General features: G+C 72.8%; 14 protein-coding genes and 1 pseudogene. 9 read left to right on the top strand and 6 right to left on the bottom strand.

The annotated features are described in order from the left end of the window. Window positions 1–119 precede the first annotated feature (119 nt). From FB470_RS17960 to FB470_RS17950, 3 genes are read right to left on the bottom strand one after another with little or no spacing between them, the layout of a single operon-like run. Window positions 120–2,132 carry a phage holin family protein gene (locus FB470_RS17960; RefSeq protein ID WP_306993010.1) on the bottom strand — a complete coding sequence of 671 codons (2,013 nt, stop codon included), beginning with the start codon at window positions 2,130–2,132 and terminating at the stop codon, window positions 120–122. Beyond that, complete coding sequence (locus FB470_RS17955) at window positions 2,129–2,719, bottom strand: DedA family protein (RefSeq protein WP_306993008.1); 591 nt, start codon at window positions 2,717–2,719, stop codon at window positions 2,129–2,131. Before FB470_RS17955 ends, FB470_RS17960 begins: the two co-directional genes overlap by 4 nt. Window positions 2,720–2,774: 55 nt before the next feature. Further along, window positions 2,775–3,551: an MBL fold metallo-hydrolase gene (locus FB470_RS17950; protein WP_306993006.1), complete on the bottom strand. Its 777-nt coding sequence runs from the start codon at window positions 3,549–3,551 to the stop codon at window positions 2,775–2,777. A gap of 507 nt (window positions 3,552–4,058) precedes the next feature. Here FB470_RS17950 and gltB point away from each other — a divergent pair. From gltB to FB470_RS17925, 5 genes are all read left to right on the top strand, one after another. Then, complete coding sequence (gltB, locus tag FB470_RS17945) at window positions 4,059–8,588, top strand: glutamate synthase large subunit (RefSeq protein WP_306993005.1); 4,530 nt, start codon at window positions 4,059–4,061, stop codon at window positions 8,586–8,588. Then, window positions 8,581–10,032 (top strand): glutamate synthase subunit beta, encoded by a 1,452-nt coding sequence (locus FB470_RS17940; protein WP_306993003.1) that lies wholly within the window; start codon window positions 8,581–8,583, stop codon window positions 10,030–10,032. The genes gltB and FB470_RS17940 overlap by 8 nt, the downstream gene beginning before the upstream one ends. Window positions 10,033–10,411: 379 nt before the next feature. Next, on the top strand, window positions 10,412–11,197 hold the full coding sequence (locus FB470_RS17935; RefSeq protein WP_306993001.1) for a DeoR/GlpR family DNA-binding transcription regulator: 786 nt from the start codon (window positions 10,412–10,414) through the stop codon (window positions 11,195–11,197). Window positions 11,198–11,370: 173 nt separating this feature from the next. After that, window positions 11,371–11,583 (top strand): CbtB-domain containing protein, encoded by a 213-nt coding sequence (locus FB470_RS17930; RefSeq protein ID WP_306992999.1) that lies wholly within the window; start codon window positions 11,371–11,373, stop codon window positions 11,581–11,583. Then, window positions 11,580–12,323, top strand: coding sequence for a CbtA family protein (locus FB470_RS17925; protein ID WP_306999334.1), 744 nt, complete (start codon window positions 11,580–11,582; stop codon window positions 12,321–12,323). The genes FB470_RS17930 and FB470_RS17925 overlap by 4 nt, the downstream gene beginning before the upstream one ends. Before the next feature lie 537 nt (window positions 12,324–12,860). On the opposite strand, the gene FB470_RS17920 is transcribed toward FB470_RS17925, so the two are convergent. Together FB470_RS17920 and FB470_RS17915 are read right to left on the bottom strand one after the other, a co-directional pair. Beyond that, window positions 12,861–14,357: a cobyric acid synthase gene (locus FB470_RS17920; RefSeq protein WP_306992997.1), complete on the bottom strand. Its 1,497-nt coding sequence runs from the start codon at window positions 14,355–14,357 to the stop codon at window positions 12,861–12,863. Then, entirely contained in the window at window positions 14,354–15,283 is a 930-nt protein-coding gene (locus tag FB470_RS17915) for a cobalamin biosynthesis protein (RefSeq protein ID WP_306992995.1), read from the bottom strand. Before FB470_RS17915 ends, FB470_RS17920 begins: the two co-directional genes overlap by 4 nt. A gap of 36 nt (window positions 15,284–15,319) precedes the next feature. On the opposite strand from FB470_RS17915, the gene cobU reads away from it, so the two are divergent. From cobU to FB470_RS17900, 3 genes are read left to right on the top strand one after another with little or no spacing between them, the layout of a single operon-like run. Next, window positions 15,320–15,940 (top strand): bifunctional adenosylcobinamide kinase/adenosylcobinamide-phosphate guanylyltransferase, encoded by a 621-nt coding sequence (cobU, locus tag FB470_RS17910; protein ID WP_306992992.1) that lies wholly within the window; start codon window positions 15,320–15,322, stop codon window positions 15,938–15,940. Window positions 15,941–15,945: 5 nt separating this feature from the next. After that, window positions 15,946–16,962, top strand: a complete 1,017-nt coding sequence (cobT, locus tag FB470_RS17905; RefSeq protein ID WP_370876680.1) for a nicotinate-nucleotide--dimethylbenzimidazole phosphoribosyltransferase — start codon at window positions 15,946–15,948, stop codon at window positions 16,960–16,962. Window positions 16,963–16,984: 22 nt separating this feature from the next. Further along, on the top strand, window positions 16,985–17,716 hold the full coding sequence (locus FB470_RS17900; protein WP_306999332.1) for an adenosylcobinamide-GDP ribazoletransferase: 732 nt from the start codon (window positions 16,985–16,987) through the stop codon (window positions 17,714–17,716). On the opposite strand, the gene FB470_RS17895 is transcribed toward FB470_RS17900, so the two are convergent. Continuing rightward, a complete protein-coding gene (locus tag FB470_RS17895; RefSeq protein ID WP_306992989.1) occupies window positions 17,699–18,886 on the bottom strand; it encodes an MFS transporter in 1,188 nt (395 codons plus the stop codon). The two genes, FB470_RS17900 and FB470_RS17895, sit on opposite strands and share 18 nt — an antisense overlap. Before the next feature lie 82 nt (window positions 18,887–18,968). Between FB470_RS17895 and FB470_RS17890 the strand changes: the two are divergent. Next, window positions 18,969–19,122 (top strand): annotated as a pseudogene (locus FB470_RS17890) (LysR family transcriptional regulator); the annotation flags it as partial. Window positions 19,123–19,189: the final 67 nt, after the last annotated feature.

Below are 19,189 nucleotides of genomic sequence, written 5' to 3'. Positions count from 1 at the left end.
TCGAGGACCTGCTGGTACCGCCGCGGAACAGCCTGGACGGACGTTGATCGCAGGGGGCTGGATCGAACTACTACTCCTCCCGGGTCAGACACGCGGTAGCCGCTGCGCGCCGCGGCGGCTCACTCGACCCCGGGCTCGGGGTGACCGAGCTTGGTCAGCCACAACCGGAACAACCGGTGCAACGACTCGGCCCCCACGAGCTCCCCGGGCGGCTCGAAACCCCGGGGGTAGATCAGGAACCCGCGCTCCTGCTCGCCGCCCAGCCCACCGTGCGACCCGACGTGGATCTCGAACGGCGAAGCCTCCCCGGTCTCCGGGTCCCACCGCGAATTGATCATCAGGTCCGCGCAGTGCGGAAACCCGTCGACCCGGCGGATCAGGTCCGGCGCGTGCGGCCCGTACTCCGCGAGCGGGTCCGCACCGAGAACCTCGCCGGTGGCGAGCCGGTGCACCCCGTCCCGCCCCAGCACGACCGGGCCGTCCGCCTCGGACCGCACCAGCACGAAACCGACCCCGGGGTGGTCGACCAGGGCCGGCAGCAGATCCGGGTACTCGGCCTCGATGGTCTCCAGCGACACCCGCCCCGCGTGCTCGGTGAACGACACCATCCCGACGTGCCCGGACACCACCACGACCACGCCGGGCGCCACCCGCGCGACCTCGTGGCGCTCGTCCTCGCGCGGGCGGTGCTCGATGCGCCGCTTGCCGCTCACCCGTTCCCGCAGCCGGGTCGCCACCGGCCCGGAGCCGGCCACCTCCGGGCCGGGCCCGCCACACAGCCGGCCGACCAGTTCCTCCAGCGACTCCCCGAACCGGTGCGCGAACGCCCAGCCCTGCGTCTGCCCGTGATCGGACAGCACGACCAGGTGGTACCTGCGCGGTCCCAGCCGCGCGGCCCGGTGCAGGCGGCCGATCTGCTGGTCGATCCCGCGCAGCACGGCCAGCGTGTCGAACCGCTCGATGCCGGAGTGGTGGGCGACCTCGTCGTACCCCAGGAAGTCCGCGTACACCACCGGCCGGCCGTTGAGCATGTCCTCCAGCACCGCGGACACCACGACGTCCCGCGAGATGACCGTGGTGCCCGGTCGCGCCAGCGGGTACAGCCCGCCGCGCGGGACCCGCGGTACCACACCGGCCCGCCGTTGCCGGGCGGCGGCCGACAGCTCCCGGCCCACGTCGACCAGCGCCGAACCCAACGTGCGCAACGCGTTGACCGGGTTGGCGAAGTAGGCGTAGTACCCGGCGCCGACCCGGTCCGCGCGGCGTCGGCGCAGCCCCTTCGGCAGGAGCACGGACACCGCACTCATCGTGAGGCTCACGTGCGGCGCGTCGCCGGTGAACAGGTTGCCGTGGCTCGCGCCGTCGCCCGCGAGCAGCCCGCGCCCGGTCGAGTGCCGGCGCTCGATCTCGGCCGCGTCGCGCGGGTGGGCGCACGCCATCACGTGATCGCGGTCCTTTTCGTACCAGCGGAACCCGAGGATGTCGTGGTTCGAGCCGTGCAGGATCCCGCACACGCTCGCGCCGGTCTGCGAACTCCAGTCGGTCTGCCAGCGCACCAGGGCGTGGCTGTCCTCGGCGAGCCAGCGGGCCAGCGTCGGCATGTCACCGTCGCGCACCGCGCGGCGCACGACGTCGTAGCCGAGGCCGTCGACCTGCAGGAAGATCAGCCCGGGTGGCACGTCGGCCTCGAGGTCGGGGCACCGCCGCGACCGGCGGCGGGCCCGGCGGAAGAACACCTCGTCCTCGTCGATCGCCAGCAGGCTCGACACGACACCGCTGACCGCCGACACCCCGACCACGACGAGGAAACCGGTCCGCAACCCGTTGATCTCCACGCCGGGGACGGCGGCGAACGCGGCCACCGCGCCCGCGCCGAGCAGCAGGAAGCTGCCGATGCCGAGGGTGAACAGGGCCAGCGGCAACGCCACCCGCAGCACCTGCGGCCACACCACCGCGGTCAGCAGGCTCAGCAGCAGACCGCACACCAGAGGCTGCCACCACTCCGGCATCGCGAAGCCGACGAGCAGGTCGTCCATGCCCACCAGCGCGAGCGACGCGGTCAGCCACACCAGGGCGAACCGCGCGAGCGACCGTCCACGCCGGAGCAGCCGGCCCCGTTCCGCCGAAGTCATCCCCTGTCCCCCACCTTCGCCCGCTCCCGGCGGCGCTTCGCCACCAGGTTGATCACACCCGTCACCAGCAGTACCAGCACGGCGGCCAGCAGCGTCGCGACGAGTGGCGAGTCGAACAGCCCGCCGCTGACCACGCCCAGCAGCGCGTACGCGATCGCCCACAGCACGCACGCGACGGCGGTCGCGGGCAGCAGCCGCCGCCACGGGTAGGCCACCGCGCCCGCGGCGAGCAGCACCGGGATCCGCCCGGCCGGCAGCAACCGCCCGACGACCACGAGCTGCCACCCCTGCCGCCGGAAGCGCTGCTGCGCCGAGACGAGGCGTTCCGGCTTCTGCCCGCGCGCCAGCCAGCGGATCGCCGCGTCACTGCCCAGGCGCGCGATCGCGAACGTGACGACGTCGCCCACCATCGCCCCCGCGGCCGCGAGCAGCAGCACGAGCGGCAGCGACAGGTGTCCGGTCGTCATCGCGACCGCCGCCGCGGCGCCGACGACGGCGCCGGTGGGGACGATCGGCACGATCGAGCCGATCAGCACGCCCAGGAAGAGGGTCGGGTAGCCGACGGCCGACAAGTCGGTCCAGTTCACCCGGTCACCCCATCACGCCGACGCCGCTCACCCGCGGCAGCCGCGCCGGTCACGCTCACCGGGAAATCCCACGCAGCTCGACGACTTCACCCGGTTCGGTGAGGGCGACGTGCGTCTCGCCGCGCACGGCGGCGGCGAACTCGCGCGGCGGATCGACCAGCAACCGCCGCATCCGGCGCGTCCGCGCCACACCGGGCACCGCCAGCGTGCCCCAGTGCACCGGCACCGCGATCCGCGGCCGCACCAGGTCGACCGCCTCCGCGGCGCGCACCGGGTCCAGGTGGCCCGGCCCCAGGTTCGGCCCCCAGCCCCACACCGGCAGGACCGCGACGTCGACGGGACCCAGCGAGCCCATCTCGTCGTGCAGGTCGGTGTCCCCGGCCACGTACACCCGCGCGCCCGGCCCTTCCACGACGTGCCCGGTCGCGGGCGCCTGCGGGCCGTGCGTGAACCGCGGGCCCCAGCGGTGTCCGGAATGGTCGGCGCGGACGGCCGTGACCCGCAGGTCCCCGTCGGCGAACTCGTCCCCGACGTCCAGTTCCACCACCGCGGCGAACCCGCGCCGCCGAAGCCACGCACCGGCCCCGCGCGGCACCACGATCGGCACGCCCGGCCGCACCATCCGCAACGACGGCACGTGCAGGTGGTCGCCGTGCAGGTGGGAGATCAGCACCAGATCGGCGCCGGCGTACGCGGCGGGGTCCGGCGGCGGCACGACCCGGATCAGCCCGCCCACGGTGCGCGTCAGCACCGGATCGGTCAGCACGACCCGGCCGGCGATCTCCAGGCGGACCGTGGAGTGGCCGAGGAAACGCAGCGCCAGACCGTCCACACCCCGAGTATCCGGGCCGCCCGCGCCGGGACCCGTGCCGGACCCCCAGCCGTCCGTAACACCTTGATTACTTAATCGGACACTCACCCGAACCGGTGAATCGATCACGCCACCGCACGGTGGCCCCTTTTGCGCAGGTCAACGGTGGTGCAACGGTACTTCCACACCGGAGGCTGTCACGTCAACGTCCATATGGCATATGCCACGAGGTCCGGTCGACGTATGTCGATAACGGCGAATTCACATTACTGTCATAAGACCCGGCGAACCCGGGGGTAACTGGCGCGCCGCGGGAACCCGCCCACCACAACCCGGGTCGATCGCTTGACGCGCGCCAGCGGCCCGACGACGTGCCGACCGGCGGCCACCCAGCGCTGTGTGGCCGGTGTACCGAGTCCCGCCCTCTTCGAGGCGCCTCGGAACTCTGCTCTCGACTGACCATCGCGCAGGAGGGCTGCTGTGTTAGCAGCGCCCGTGCCGCGCCCACGTGTGAGGAGACGGCCAGCCGTGACCCGCCACAGTGTTCGCAAGCCGGAAGGCTTGTACGACGCGCAATACGAGCACGACGCCTGCGGTGTCGCGTTCGTCGCCGACATGACCGGCCGACGCAGCCACGACATCGTCTCCAAGGCGTTGACCGCCCTGCGCAACCTCGAACACCGTGGCGCCAGAGGAGCCGAACCGGAGACCGGCGACGGCGCCGGGATCCTGATCCAGGTCCCGGACGAGTTCTTCCGCGCGGTCACCGGCTTCGAGTTGCCCGAGGCCGGCCACTACGCCGTGGGGACCGCGTTCCTGCCGCTGGAGGAGACCGCCCGCGGCCGCGCGATGAGCGCCATCGAGGGCATCGTCGCCGAGGAGGGCCTGCGGGTCCTGGGCTGGCGCACGGTCCCGGTGGACACCGAGCACGTGGGCCCGACCGCGGCCTCGACCATGCCGCACTTCGCGCAGCTGTTCCTCGCCTCGCGCGAGGGCCTGCGCACCGGGCTGGACCTCGAGCGCGCGGCGTTCGTCGTGCGCAAGCGCGCCGAGCACCTGCTGGCCGACGAGGACGTCTACTTCCCGAGCCTGTCCGCGCGGACGATCGTCTACAAGGGAATGCTCACCGAGCCGCAGGTACCGCGGTTCTTCCCGGACCTCACCGACGAGCGCGTGACGAGCGCGATCGGCCTGGTGCACTCCCGCTTCTCGACCAACACCTTCCCGTCCTGGCCGCTGGCGCACCCGTACCGGTACGTGGCGCACAACGGCGAGATCAACACCCTGCGCGGCAACCGGAACTGGATGGACGCGCGCGAGTCGATGCTCGCCACCGACCTCATCCCCGGCGACCTCAAGCGGATCTACCCGGTCATCACCCGCGGCGCGAGCGACTCGGCGAGCTTCGACGAGGTGCTGGAGCTGCTGCACCTGGGCGGCCGCAGCCTGCCGCACGCGGTGCTGATGATGATCCCGGAGGCGTGGGAGAACCACGAGGAGATGGACGAGGCGCGCCGCGCCTTCTACGAGTTCCACTCCACCCTCATGGAGCCGTGGGACGGCCCGGCGCTGGTGTCGTTCACCGACGGCACCCAGATCGGCGCGGTGCTCGACCGCAACGGCCTCCGGCCGGCGCGCTACTGGGTCACCGAGGACGGCCTGGTCGTGCTCGCCAGCGAGGTCGGCGTGCTGGAGCTGGACCAGTCCACGATCGTGCGGAAGGGCCGGCTGGAGCCGGGCCGCATGTTCCTCGTCGACACGGCCGAGGGCCGCATCATCGAGGACGAGGAGATCAAGGGGCAGCTGGCCACCGAGCACCCCTACGGCGAGTGGGTCGACCAGGGCCTGGTGCGCCTGGAGGAGCTGCCCGAGCGCGAGCGCGAGGTGCCCACGCACGCGTCGCTGGTGCGCCGCCAGCAGGCCTTCGGCTACACCGAGGAAGAGCTGGACACGCTGCTGTCGCCGATGGCCCGCAGCGGCGCGGAGCCGATCGGCTCGATGGGCAACGACTCGCCGCTGGCGCCGCTGTCGTCCGGCCCGCGCCCGATCTTCGACTACTTCATCCAGCTGTTCGCGCAGGTCACCAACCCCCCGCTGGACGCGATCCGCGAGGAGCTGGTGACCTCGCTGAGCACCGAGCTCGGCGCGCAGCCCAACCTGCTGGAGGCCACCGGCGAGTCCTGCCGCCGCGTCGTCCTGCCCTTCCCGGTGCTGGACAACGACGAGCTGGCCAAGCTGGTGCACATCAACGACGACGGCGACCTGCCGGAGTTCACCGCGGTCACCATCCACGGTCTCTACGACGTGCACGGCGGCGGTGACGCGCTGGTGGCACGCCTGGAGGAGATCCGGACCGAGGTGTCCAACGCGATCTCCGAGGGCGCGCGGCTGATCGTGCTGTCCGACCGCGGTGTCGACGCCGACCACGCGGCCATCCCGTCGCTGCTGCTGACCGGCGCGGTGCACCACCACCTGGTGCGGCAGAAGACCCGCACCCAGGTCGGGATCATCGCCGAGACCGCCGACGCCCGCGAGGTGCACCACATCGCGCTGCTGCTCGGCTACGGCGCCGCCGCGGTCAACCCGTACCTGGCGATGGCCACGGTCGAGGAGCTGGCCCGCGACGGCAAGATCCCGGGCGTCACGCCGGAGCAGGCCACCCGGAACCTGATCAAGGCGCTGGGCAAGGGCGTCCGCAAGACCATGTCGAAGATGGGAGTGTCCACTGTGGCCTCCTACACCGGCGCGCAGATCTTCGAGGCGCTCGGCCTGTCGCAGGAGGTCATCGACACCTGCTTCACCGGCACGACCTCGCGCCTGGGCGGCGTCGGCTTCGACGTGCTGCACGAGGAGGTCCGGCAGCGGCACGCCCGCGCGTTCCCGCGCGACGGGTTCCGCCCGAACCACCGCGAGCTGGAGATCGGCTCGGACTACCAGTGGCGGCGCGAGGGCGAGCCGCACCTGTTCAACCCGCACACGGTCTTCAAGCTGCAGCACTCCACGCGCACCGGCAAGTACGAGATCTTCAAGGAGTACACCAGCTCCGTCGACGAGCAGGCGAAGAAGCTGTTCACGCTGCGCGGCCTGTTCGAGCTGAAGGAGGGCGTGCGGCCGCCGGTGCCGATCGAGGAGGTCGAGCCGGTCTCCTCGATCGTGAAGCGGTTCGCCACCGGCGCCATCTCCTACGGCTCGATCTCGCAGGAGATGCACGAGACCCTCGCGATCGCGATGAACCGGCTGGGCGGCAAGTCCAACACCGGTGAGGGCGGCGAAGACCCGGAGCGGCTCTACGACCCCGAGCGGCGCAGCGCCGTCAAGCAGGTCGCCAGCGGCCGGTTCGGCGTGACGAGCGAGTACCTGGTCAACGCCGACGACATCCAGATCAAGATGGCGCAGGGCGCCAAGCCCGGTGAGGGCGGCCAGCTGCCCGGCGCGAAGGTGTACCCGTGGATCGCCAAGACGCGGCACTCCACCCCGGGTGTGGGCCTGATTTCGCCGCCGCCGCACCACGACATCTACTCGATCGAGGACCTGGCGCAGCTGATCCACGACCTGAAGAACGCCAACCCGGCCGCCCGCATCCACGTGAAGCTGGTGTCCGAGGTCGGCGTCGGCACGGTCGCGGCCGGGGTGTCCAAGGCGCACGCGGACGTCGTGCTGATCTCCGGACACGACGGCGGCACCGGCGCCTCGCCGCTGTCCTCGATCAAGCACGCGGGCGGCCCGTGGGAGCTGGGCCTGGCCGAGACGCAGCAGACGCTGCTGGCCAACCGGCTGCGCGACCGGATCGTGGTGCAGACCGACGGCCAGCTCAAGACCGGCCGCGACGTCGTGATCGCCGCGCTGCTCGGGGCCGAGGAGTTCGGCTTCGCGACCGCGCCGCTCGTGGTGTCCGGCTGCATCATGATGCGGGTCTGCCACCTGGACACCTGCCCGGTCGGGGTCGCGACGCAGAACCCGAAGCTGCGCGAGAAGTTCAGCGGCAAGGCCGAGTACGTGGTGAACTTCTTCGAGTTCATCGCCCAGGAGGTGCGCGAGTACCTGGCCAAGCTCGGGTTCCGCTCGATCGAGGAGGCCGTCGGGCACGCCGAGGTGCTCGACACCCGGCCCGCCGTCGACCACTGGAAGGCCCGCGGCCTGGACCTCTCGCCGATCTTCCACGTGCCCGACCTGGAGCCGCGGGCCGCGCGGCACCAGGTCGTCGCGCAGGACCACGGCCTGGACAAGGCGCTGGACAACACGTTGATCCAGCTCGCCGAGGGCGCGCTGAGCTCCGGCGACAAGGTGCGGCTGGAACTGCCGGTGCGCAACGTCAACCGGACCGTGGGCACGATGCTCGGGTCGGAGCTGACCAAGCGGTGGGGCGGCGAAGGCCTGCCGGACGACACGATCGACGTGACGTTCACCGGCACGGCCGGGCAGTCGTTCGGCGCGTTCGTGCCCAGGGGCATCACGCTGCGGCTGTTCGGTGACGCCAACGACTACGTCGGCAAGGGCCTGTCCGGTGGCCGCATCATCGTGCGGCCACCGAAGGAGGCCAAGCTGGCGTCCGAGGAGAACATCATCGCCGGCAACGTGATCGGCTACGGCGCGACCAGCGGGCAGATCTTCCTGCGCGGCAAGGTCGGCGAGCGGTTCTGCGTGCGCAATTCCGGAGCCCTCGCGGTGGTCGAAGGCGTCGGTGACCACGGCTGCGAGTACATGACCGGCGGTCGCGTGGTCGTGCTCGGGCCGACCGGCCGCAACTTCGCCGCCGGCATGTCCGGCGGGATCGCGTACGTGCTGGACCTGTCGCCGCTGCGGGTGAACCCGGAGATGGTCGACGTCGACCCGCTGGACGACGAGGACGTCGAATTCCTGCGGGACGCGGTCGAGGCGCACTTCGTGGAGACCGAGTCGCCGGTGGCGCGGCAGCTGCTGGCCGACTGGGAGGCCGGCCTCGCCCGCTTCGGCAAGGTCATGCCCAAGGACTACAAGCGAGTCCTGGCCGCGCAGGCGGAAGCCGAGCGCGAGGGCCGGGACGTGAACGAGGCCATCATGGAGGCCGCTCATGGCTGACCCGAAGGGTTTCCTGACGACGCCGCGCGAGACGCCGAGGACCCGTCCGGTCCCGCTGCGGCTGCTCGACTGGAAAGAGGTCTACGAGGACTTCGCGTCGAACAAGCTGGAGAAGCAGGCCGGGCGCTGCATGGACTGCGGCATCCCGTTCTGCCACCAGGGCTGCCCGCTGGGCAACCTGATCCCGGAGTGGAACACGCTGGTCTGGGGCGACGACTGGCGCGACGCGATCGAGCGCCTGCACGCCACGAACAACTTCCCGGAGTTCACCGGGACGCTGTGCCCGGCGCCGTGCGAGACCGCGTGCGTGCTGGGGATCAACAACGACCCGGTCACCATCAAGCGGGTCGAGATCTCCATTGTGGACCGGGCGTGGGAGGAGGGCTGGATCAAGCCCCAGCCCCCGGTGACGCGCACCGGCAAGAAGGTCGCCGTGGTCGGGTCCGGCCCGTCGGGTCTCGCGGCGGCGCAGCAGCTGACCCGCGCCGGGCACGACGTGGTCGTGTTCGAGCGGGCCGACGCGATCGGCGGGCTGCTGCGGTACGGCATCCCCGAGTTCAAGATGGAGAAGCGGCGGCTGGACCGGCGCCTGGAGCAGATGCGCGCCGAGGGCACCGAGTTCCGCACCGGCGTGAACGTCGGGGTCGACATCACCGCCGAGGAGCTGCGGAGCTCCTACGACGCCGTGGTGCTGGCCGGTGGCGCGACCGCGTGGCGGGACCTGCCCGCGCCCGGCCGCGACACCAAGGGTGTCCACCAGGCGATGGAGTACCTGCCGCTGGCCAACCGGGTCGCGGCCGGCACGCTGGAGACGTCGCCGATTTCGGCCGAGGGCAAGCACGTCGTGGTGATCGGCGGCGGTGACACCGGCGCGGACTGCGTGGGCACCGCTCACCGGCAGGGCGCCGCGTCGGTGACCCAGCTGGAGATCATGCCGAGGCCGCCGGAGACGCGGTCGGAGGCCCACCCGTGGCCGATGTACCCGATGATCTTCCGGGTCTCGTCGGCGCACGAGGAGGGCGGCGAGCGCCTGTACTCGGTGAGCACGCAGGAGTTCCTCGCCGACGACGAGGGCAACCTGCGGGCGCTGCGGCTGGTCGAGGTGCGCAACGAGGGCGGCAAGTTCGTCGAGGTCGAGGGCACCGTGCGGGAGCTGCCCGCACAGCTGGTCCTGCTGGCGATGGGCTTCGTCGGCCCGCAGCGCGAGGGCCTGCTGGAGCAGCTCGGTGTCGAGCTCGACGCCCGCGGGAACGTCGCGCGCGACGAGAACTTCCGCACCAGCGTCGACAACGTGTTCGTGGCCGGTGACATGGGCCGCGGGCAGTCGCTGATCGTGTGGGCGATCGCCGAGGGCCGATCCGCGGCCGCCGGCGTGGACGCCTACCTGACCGGCCGGAACGTCCTGCCGGCCCCGATCGCGCCGACCGACCGGCCGATCGCCTAGGACCCCGGGGTGGGCCGCCGCGGCAACGGAGCCGTGACGGCCCGCCCCGTGCCCAACGCCGGTCCGCGCTCCGGCGAGCTACGCCATCCGAGTGAAAACCCGCTCATCGCGTACTCCGCGCCCCGTGACCGCGACTCAGTGAGCAGGTGACGGCGCCGCGCAATCGACAGGGGCCTCGCGGTGCCGCCACCGCCAACGCAATTCGGCAATGGCGACCGGGAATCGGCCGAATCAATTCCACGAACGCCGGCAATGCGGCACGCGACCATTTCTCCCCACCTGACGCGGCACCTGTCGGTCAAATTCCAACAGCTCCGGCCAGGGCATCCACCGGGAGCAGCCGGTTCACAATGCGTCCCGGAGCGAGTAGTAATGATGCGTGGACCGGCATGAGCGGCTCAACACCCTGCTGGAGATGATCGGCCAGCAGGGCCGGATCGATGTCGACCAGGCAGCGGAGAAACTGAGCGTCTCCCCCGCCACGGTCCGCCGCGACCTCGACCATTTGGCAAGCCGCCAATTGCTCACCAGAACGCGGGGCGGGGCCGTCGCGGGCAATGTCGCCTACGATCTCCCCGGCCGCCATCGGGCCGCCCGGCACACCGTGGAAAAGCGCCGCATCGCCGAAGCCGCGGCACGGCTGGTGGATCGCGGAATGGTGATCGGCTGCAACGGCGGCACCACCACCACCGAGGTGAGCCGGGCGATCGCGAGCCGTCCCGAATTCAACGACCGCGGCAGTTCCCCGGCCCTCACGGTGGTGACGAACGCGGTGAACATCGCGCACGAGCTGACCGTGCGGCAGAGCATCCGGCTCGTCAGCACCGGTGGCGTGGCGCGGCCGCAGTCGTTCGAGCTCACCGGTCACCTCGCCGGGATGATGCTCGAGGAGGTCAGCCTCGACCTCGCCTTCATCGGCGTGGACGCGGTCGACCCGCTCCGCGGCGCCTACGCCAACCACGAGGCCGAGGCGGCGGTGAACAAGCTGCTCGCGCACCGCGCCAAGAAGGTCGTCGTGGTCACCGACAGCTCGAAGCTCGGCGCCTACGCCTTCGCGCGCATCTGCCCGACGCTCGACATCGACATGCTGATCACCGACTCGGCCGCGGAGCCGGACCTGGTGTCGGCCTTCGAATTGGAGGGCGTGCGGGTGACGCTCGTCTGAGCACGTTGAAAACTTCTCACCCGTGCTTTACCTTGGGACGGCCAGGCGATGGACTCGGAACGCGGTGAGAACCCGCACGGACGCGCCACTGTGACCCGCCACGACGGGGAGTCAGACCCGAGCCGTCGCGCCACCCCTGACCGGGCCGCGTACGCCCGAGGAGGTTTTCGTTCATGTCCCAGGCCGTCGCGGTTGCCGCGCCCGTTCCCGTCCGGATCCCGTTGCGGGAGATCGCCCCGTGGGCGTTCTTCATCGGGCTCCTCGCGCTGATCGCGCTCTACTTCGTGAGCGCCGAACAGGGCGCGTTCGCGGTGCTCGCGAACAACACCTACATCCACGAATTCGTCCACGACGGCCGGCACCTGCTGGCCTTCCCCTGCCACTGATGCGCGCGCTGCTGGTCCGCGGGATGCTCGCGGGCCTGGTCGCCGCTGTCCTGGGCACGGTGTTCGCCTACGCGGTCGGTGAGCCCCCGGTCGACGCCGCGATCGGCCTCGAGGAGGCCGCCGCGCACGCGGCCGGGGAGCACGACCACGGTGGGGAGCTCGTGTCCCGCGGGGTGCAGAGCACGATCGGGCTGCTCACCGCGGTGGGTGTGTACGGCATCGCGATCGGTGGCCTGCTCGCCATCGCGTTCGCGGTGGTCTACGGGCGCCTCGGTGCGCTGCGCCCCGGCCCGACGGCCACGCTGCTGACGGGCGCGGCGTTCGTGACCGTGGTGCTGGTGCCGTTCCTGAAGTACCCGGCGAACCCGCCCGCGGTGGGGCAGGCCGGCACGATCGGCCACCGGACCGGGCTCTACTTCGGATTCGTCGCGCTGTCGGTGGTGTTCGCGATCGCGGCGGCCGTCGCGGGACGGCGAGTGGCCGACCGGTACGGCGCGGCGGCCGGCGGTGTCGCGGGATGCCTCGGCTACCTGGTGGTGGTGAGCGTGACGGCCTGGCTGATGCCCGCGGTGAACGAGGTACCGGACGACTTCCCGGCCACCACGCTGTGGGACTTCCGCACCGCGTCGCTCGGCACGCAGGTCGTGGTGTGGTCCGTGCTGGCCGTGACGTTCGCCCTCCTGGCGCGAAAGGCACTCCCCACACCGGCCACGGCCGCCCACCCGCAAGCGGCCCACTGACACCGGAGGCCCGGTGGGCAGGTGCGATGCCCGCGTGGCAACGCACCCGGCGGGCCGTGACTGCGGAACCCACCCACGGCGCGGTCCCGCCCACGCAACGGCAAACCCGGCGACGAGCACGCCAGGCACCGCGGGAGGGCCGCAGCAGAAAAACCCAACACCGGCAACAGCCACCCACCCCCAAACGGCCCACTGACACCGAAAGCCCGGTGGGCAAGTGCGATGCCCCGCGTGGCAACGCACCCCGGCGGGCCGTGACTGCGGAACCCACCCGCGGCGGGGTCTCGCCCACGGCAACGGCAAACCCGGCGACGAGCACGCCAGGCACCGCGGGAAGGCCGCAGCAGAAAATCCCACCACCGGCCACAGCCACCCACCCGCAAACGGTCCACTGACACCAAAAGCCCCGGTGGACAGGTGCGACACCCGCGTGGCAACGCACCCCGCGGGCAGCCCACTGACACCAGGAGCCCGGCGGGCAGATGGGCTACCCGTGCAGCAACGCACCCGCGGGCAGCCCACTGACACCGGGGCGGGTCACCGCACTGGTGGTAGCTCCGGTGGCGCGCCGCGCTCGATGAGGCCTAGCAGCGTCTCCGTGTCGAGTCGCTCCTCGATCGCGTCGGTGAGGCGGTCCAGCATCGACTCGCGCAGGGTGGCGAAACCGGGTGCGCCGGGGGCCGGTGTCCACGGGACCCCGGCCTGTGCGGCCGCTTCCGTCAGCCAGGCCCGCCGGAAGCCGTCGTTGTCGAAGGCGCCGTGCCAGGTCGTGCCCCACACCGCGCCCCGCCGCCACCCGTCCAGGAACGGCTCCACCTGCGCGCCGCCACCGGACAACGGTTCCGCCACCAGGGACGCGCTGCCGTGGTGGATCTCGTACGCCGCCACCTCGTGGCCGCGCCACCGGGCGGCCGGCCGCCCCAGCACCTTCTCCGCCGCGAACGACACCACCGTCGGCAGCAGGCCGAGCCCGGGAACCGTCCCGGCGCCGGACTCGACGTCGTCCACAATGGTCCGCGCCAGCATCTGGTAGCCGCCGCAGATCCCCAGCACCGGCCGCCCCGCGGCGGCCCGCGCCTCCAGCGCCTCCGCCAGTCCGCGCTCCCGCAACCAGCGCAGGTCGTCCACCGTCGCCCGCGTGCCGGGCAGCACCACGACATCCGCCGCGCGCACGGCGTCCGCGTCCGCGGTCAGCGTCACCGACACGCCCGGCTCCGCGGCGAGCGCGTCCACATCGGTCGCGTTCGACGCCCGCGGGAACCGCACCACGGCCACCCGCAGCCCGCCCGTCACGGCCCCGGAATGCCGCCACCCGGCCGCCGCGAGCGCGTCCTCCGAGTCGATCCACACGCCGTCCAGCCACGGCAGCACCCCGAGCACCGGCCGGTGCGTGAGCTCCGCGATGCGGTCCAGACCGGGCCGCAGCAACGACTCGTCACCGCGGAACTTGTTCACCACCCACCCGGCCAGCAGCGCCTGGTCCGCGGGGTCCAGCAACGCGACCGTCCCGTACATCGCGGCCAGCACCCCGCCGCGGTCGATGTCGCCGACGACGACCACCGGCAGCCCGAACCGCCGCGCCAGCCCCATGTTCACGTAGTCGCCCTGCCGCAGGTTGATCTCGGCCGGGCTGCCCGCGCCCTCGCACACCACGACGTCGAACCGGCTCCGCAGGTCGTCGAAGGCGTCGAACGCGATCCGCGCCAGCTCGCGCCGCCCGGTGGCGAACTCGCCGGCCTCCAGCGTCCCGAACGGCTTGCCGAGCGCGATCACGTGACTGCGGCGGTCGCTGCCCGGCTTGAGCAGGACCGGGTTCATCGCGGCCTCCGGCTCGACCCCGGCCGCGCGCGCCTGCAGCCACTGCGCGCGGCCGATCTCGGCGCCGTCCGCGCAGACCATCGAGTTGTTGGACATGTTCTGCGCCTTGAACGGCGCCACCCGCAGCCCGCGCCGCGCCAGCCAGCGGCAGATCCCGGCGGTGACCAGGCTCTTCCCGGCGTCCGAAGTGGTCCCGGCGACCAGCAGTCCCCTCATCGCGCCACCGCCACGGCCACCGCCAGCGCCGCCAGCCCGACCGCCCGCGACAACCGCACCGCCCGCCGCAGGTCGGCCGCGTCCGGAGCCGGTCCGTCACCGAGCGTGCCGCGGTCCTCGGTCCGGCCGCCGTAGGTGTTCACCCCGCCCAGTCGGACGTCCAGCGCCCCGGCGAACGCGGCTTCGATCTGCCCGGCGTTCGGGCTCGGGTGCTGCGCGGCGTCGCGCCGCCAGACCCGCAGCGAGCGGCCCGCGCGGCCCCCGACGACCCGCGCGCACGCGGCCGTGGCGAGCGCCCCGACACGGGCGGGCAGCAGGTTCGCCAGGTCGTCCCCGCGCGCCGACGCCCAGCCGAACCGCTCGAACCGGGGCGTGCGGTGGCCGACCATCGCGTCCAGCGTGTTGAGCGCCCGGTACCCGAGCAGCCCGGGCACGCCGGCGACGGCTCCCCACAGCAGCGGCGCGACGACGGCGTCGCTGGTGTTCTCGGCGACCGACTCGGTGGCGGCCCTGGCCAGGCCCTTCTCGTCGAGGCCGGAGGCGTCCCGGCCGCACAGGTGCCCCAGTCGCTGCCGCGCGGCGGGCACGTTCCCGGCCGCCAACCGGTCCGCCATCGCCTCGCCCTCCGCGGCGAGCCCCCGTCCGCCGAGGACGGTCCACGTCGCCAGTGCGGTGACCGCGACCCGCGCGGCCGGGCGGCGGGCCGCCGCCTGGGCGAGCGCGCCGAGGCCCGCAGCGGCACCGACGCAGGTCGCGGCGTACGCGGCACCCCGGGTGCGCGAGTCGGCCCACACGCGCCGCTCCAGCGCCTTCGCGGCCCGCCCGAACAGGGCGACCGGGTGCCCGCGCCGCGGATCACCGAGCGCCGCGTCCAGTGCGTAACCGGCCGCGAGACCGAGCGCGGTCAACGATCTTGCATACACCACACACGGGACGGTAGCCCGTGCACGAGAATGCCGGGTATGACCAAGCTGACCCAGCGGCTGGCCGCCTCTCTGGAGGCCGCCGCCCGGCTGCTCCGCCGGTACGGGGACGACGAGGCGAAGGTGCTGGTCCTGGGCGGGGTCCGCTCGGGCAAATCGCGCCACGCCGAGCGTCTGATGGCCCGCCATCCCGAAGTCGTCTACGTCGCGCCGGGGCCGGTGCCCAGCGGCGACGACCCCGAGTGGGCGGCGCGGATCGCGCTGCACCGGTCGCGCAGACCGGCGAACTGGCGCACGGTCGAGACCGGTGACCTCGCCACCACCGTGCGCAAGGCGTCGCGGCCGCTGCTGATCGACTGCCTGGGCACGTGGGTCACGCGCGCGCTCGGCGACGTCGGCGCGTGGGACGCGAAGAACGGCTGGGAGCTGCGGCTGGACGAGCGGATGGAGGAGTTCCTCGACGCGTGGCGGGTAGCGCACGTGCCGATCGTCGCGGTGACGAACGAGGTCGGGATGGGTGTGGTGCCCGCGACAACCGCCGGGCGGCTGTTCCGTGATGTGCTGGGGGCGCTCAACGATCGCGTCGCGGCCGAAGCCGACAGCGTGCAGCTGGTGGTGGCCGGGCGGATCCTGCACCTCGGCGAAAGGGCCCGGCTGTGACACGGATCGACATCCCGGAACCGGACGCGGCCGCGCACGCCGCCGCACTGGAGCGGCTGGACGCGCTGGTCAAACCGATCGGCGCCCTGGGCAGGCTGGAGGAGCTGGCGGCGTGGCTCGCCGCCGCGTCCGGCCAGGTCCCGCCGCCGCCGATCACCCGGCCCCGGGTGGTCGTCTTCGCCGGCGACCACGGCGTCAGCCGCCTGTCCGCCTACCCGCGGGAGGTCACCGCGGCGATGGTGCGGGTGTTCCTGGCGGGCCAGAGCGGGGTGAGCGTGCTGGCCCGCGAGGTCGGCGCGGACGTCCGCGTGCTCGACATCGCGGTGGACGACGACCTGGCGGGTGTGCCGCCGGAGGTCGTCGCGCACAAGATCCGGCGCGGCTCGGGGTCGATCGACGTCGAGGACGCGCTGGCGCCGGGCGAGGCCCTGCGTGCGTTCGCGGTGGGCCGGGCGGTGGCCGACGCGGAAGTGGACGGCGGCGCGGACCTGCTCATCCCGGGTGACATGGGCATCGGGAACACGACCGTCGCGGCGGCGCTCGTCGCGGCCGCGCTCGGCGTGCCGGCCGAGGAGGTCGTCGGCACCGGGACGGGCGTCGACGAGGCCGGGCGGTCGCGAAAGGTCGACGTGGTGCGGACAGCGGTGTCGCGCGCCGGCTCGCGCGTGTCGGACCCGTTCGAACTGCTGACGGCGCTGGGCAGCGCGTGCGCCGCGGCGACGGCCGGATTCCTGGTGCAGGGAGCGGCCCGCGGGGTTCCGGTGCTGCTGGACGGCGTGTTCTCGGGTGCCGCCGCGGTGGTGGCGGCGGAGATCGCGCCGGGGGCGGTGCGGTGGTGGCTGGCCGGGCACCGCTCGACGGAGCCGTCGCAGGCGTTCGCGTTGAAGGCGCTCGGGCTGACGCCGATCGTGGACCTGGGCCTGCGGCTCGGCGAGGGCAGCGGTGCCGTCCAGGCGATCCCCACGCTGCGCGCGGCCCGCGCGATCATCGCCGACATGGGACTGCTGGCCGACCTTGCCTGACCGGGCCATCGACGCGCTCAGGATGGCGCTGGGCACGCTGACCGCGTTGCCGGTGCCCGCGCCGCGCGTGATCGACCGCAGTGTGGCGGCCGGGGCGATGCTGCTGGCGCCGCTGGCCGCGGTGCCGCTCGCGGTGCTCGCCGGGCTGGTCGTGCTGGCCGGGGACGCCCTGGGGTTGCCGGCACTGGCGGTCGCGGGCATCGCGGTCGGCGCGGTCGGTCTCGCGAGCCGGGGGCTGCACCTGGACGGCCTCGCCGACACCGCCGACGGCCTGGGCGCCTCGTTCGACCGGGCACGCGCCCTGGAGATCATGCGCCGTGGCGATTCCGGGCCGACCGGCGTCGCGACGCTCGCGCTGGTGCTCATCGTCCAAACTGGATCGCTGGCCGGCGCGATCTCCGGCGGGCACGGCGTCCCGGCGGCGGTGGGCGGCGTGCTGGTCAGCCGGTGGGTGCTGGCGTTGTGCTGCACGCGCGGTGTCCCCTCCGCCCGGCCGGACGGCCTGGGCGCGGCGGTCGCGGGCAGCATCCGCCTGCCCTGGACCGTCCTCACGCTGTGCGCCGCGGCCGGGCTGGCCACGCTCGTCCCCGGGCTGCCGTGGTGGCGCGGCCCGCTGGTCGTGGCGGCGGCGGTTGCCGCGGCGGGCCTCGTTCTGTGGCGCTGCACCGCCCGGCTGGGCGGCATCACCGGCGACGTGCTGGGGGCGTGCGTGGAATTCGGCGCCACCGCGGCGTGGCTAGCGCTCGCGCCGTGAGGTGCGGCCGGTGCCCGCCGTGAGCAGCAGCGAAGCCACCGTCAACGCCACCCCGAACCAGACCACGCTGCTGACGCCCAGGTGGTCGGCGAACAACCCGCCGAACAACGCGCCGAGCGCGATGGACGTGTTGTAGGCCATCGTGTTCAGCGACATCGCGGCTTCGAAGGTCTCCGGGGCGGCTTCGAGCGTCAGGTTGACCTGGCACAGCTGCACGACGCCGAAGGACAGTCCCCAGGCGGCCATCGCCACCACCGCGCCCGCCGCCGTGCCGACGGTGGTGAGCAGCACCAGCATGGACAGCGCGAGTCCCGCGCACCCGGCGAGGAAGCTGCCCCGCAGGCTCCGGTTCACCGTGTAGCCCGCGACGAAGTTCCCCACCGCCCCGCCCACGCCGAAGATCATCAGGACCACGGTGATGAAGACCGGCGGCGCGGAGGCGCGGTCCTCCAGGAACGGCCGGACGAACGTGTACGCGCCGAAGTGGCCGAGCACGAACAGCACGACGGTGAACAACACGCGGCGCAGTGCCGGGTTCCGCACCGGGAGCGCGAAGACCTCCCGGACCGCGACCGCGTTCACCGACGGCAGCGACGGGACCAGCGCGGCGACCGCGAGGAACACCAGCACGCTGAGGCCGGCCCAGATGAGGAACGTCGTCCGCCAGTCGGTCAGGCTGTCCACCACCGTGCCCAGCGGGATGCCGACGACGGTCGCGATCGAGATGCCGGACATCACCACCGCGGCCGCCCTGCTCGCGTGCCGTTCCGGCGCGATGCGCATCGCCGTGCTCACGCCGATCGCCCAGAACACCCCGCTGGCGAACCCCATCACGAGCCGCGTCGCCAGGATCAGCGCGTAGCTGGGCGAGATCGCGGTGACCAGGTTCCCCAGGGCCAGTACCGCCAGCAGCACCGACAGCAGGACCCGCCGGTCGACCCGCCGCGTCCACGCGACGATGAACGGCACGCCCAGACCTGCCGACACGCCCTGCAGGGTGACCATCAGCCCCGCCACGCCCACCGTGACACCGAGGCTGGTGCTCAACGGGGTGAGCAGGCCGACGGGCATCAGCTCGGTCGTGAGGAAGACGAACAGACTCGCGGTGATCGCGGCGACGCCGGACCACGCTCTCAGTGCCGAGGGCGCGCGGACTTCCTGTGTGACCATGCTTCGAAGCCTGGCCCGCCACGATCAATGAGTCCAACGCATCTTCGTGATGCGATCGATGACGAGAAATGATTGATCCGCGTGCCTGGTCGTCCAGTCCGCGCTCGGCCAGCAGATCGCCCGCCTGGAACGCACCAGCCGCCGGGTGCGGCTGACACCGGCCCGGAGGGGCGTTCCTGCCGGTCGCCCGGCAGTGCCTGCACGCCGCCGAACGCGCCGCCGAGGTCGCCGCGTCGGAGGTGTTCGTGGACCTGCCGGCGGGCACGGCCGGGACGTCGCCTTCGAGGTGACCGGTGCGCCGGC

Origin of the sequence: Amycolatopsis thermophila (genome assembly GCF_030814215.1) — a bacterium.
GTDB lineage: Bacteria > Actinomycetota > Actinomycetes > Mycobacteriales > Pseudonocardiaceae > Amycolatopsis_E > Amycolatopsis_E thermophila.
Note: the sequence above shows the minus strand (reverse complement) of the source record. Positions and strands in the feature narration are given on the sequence as shown.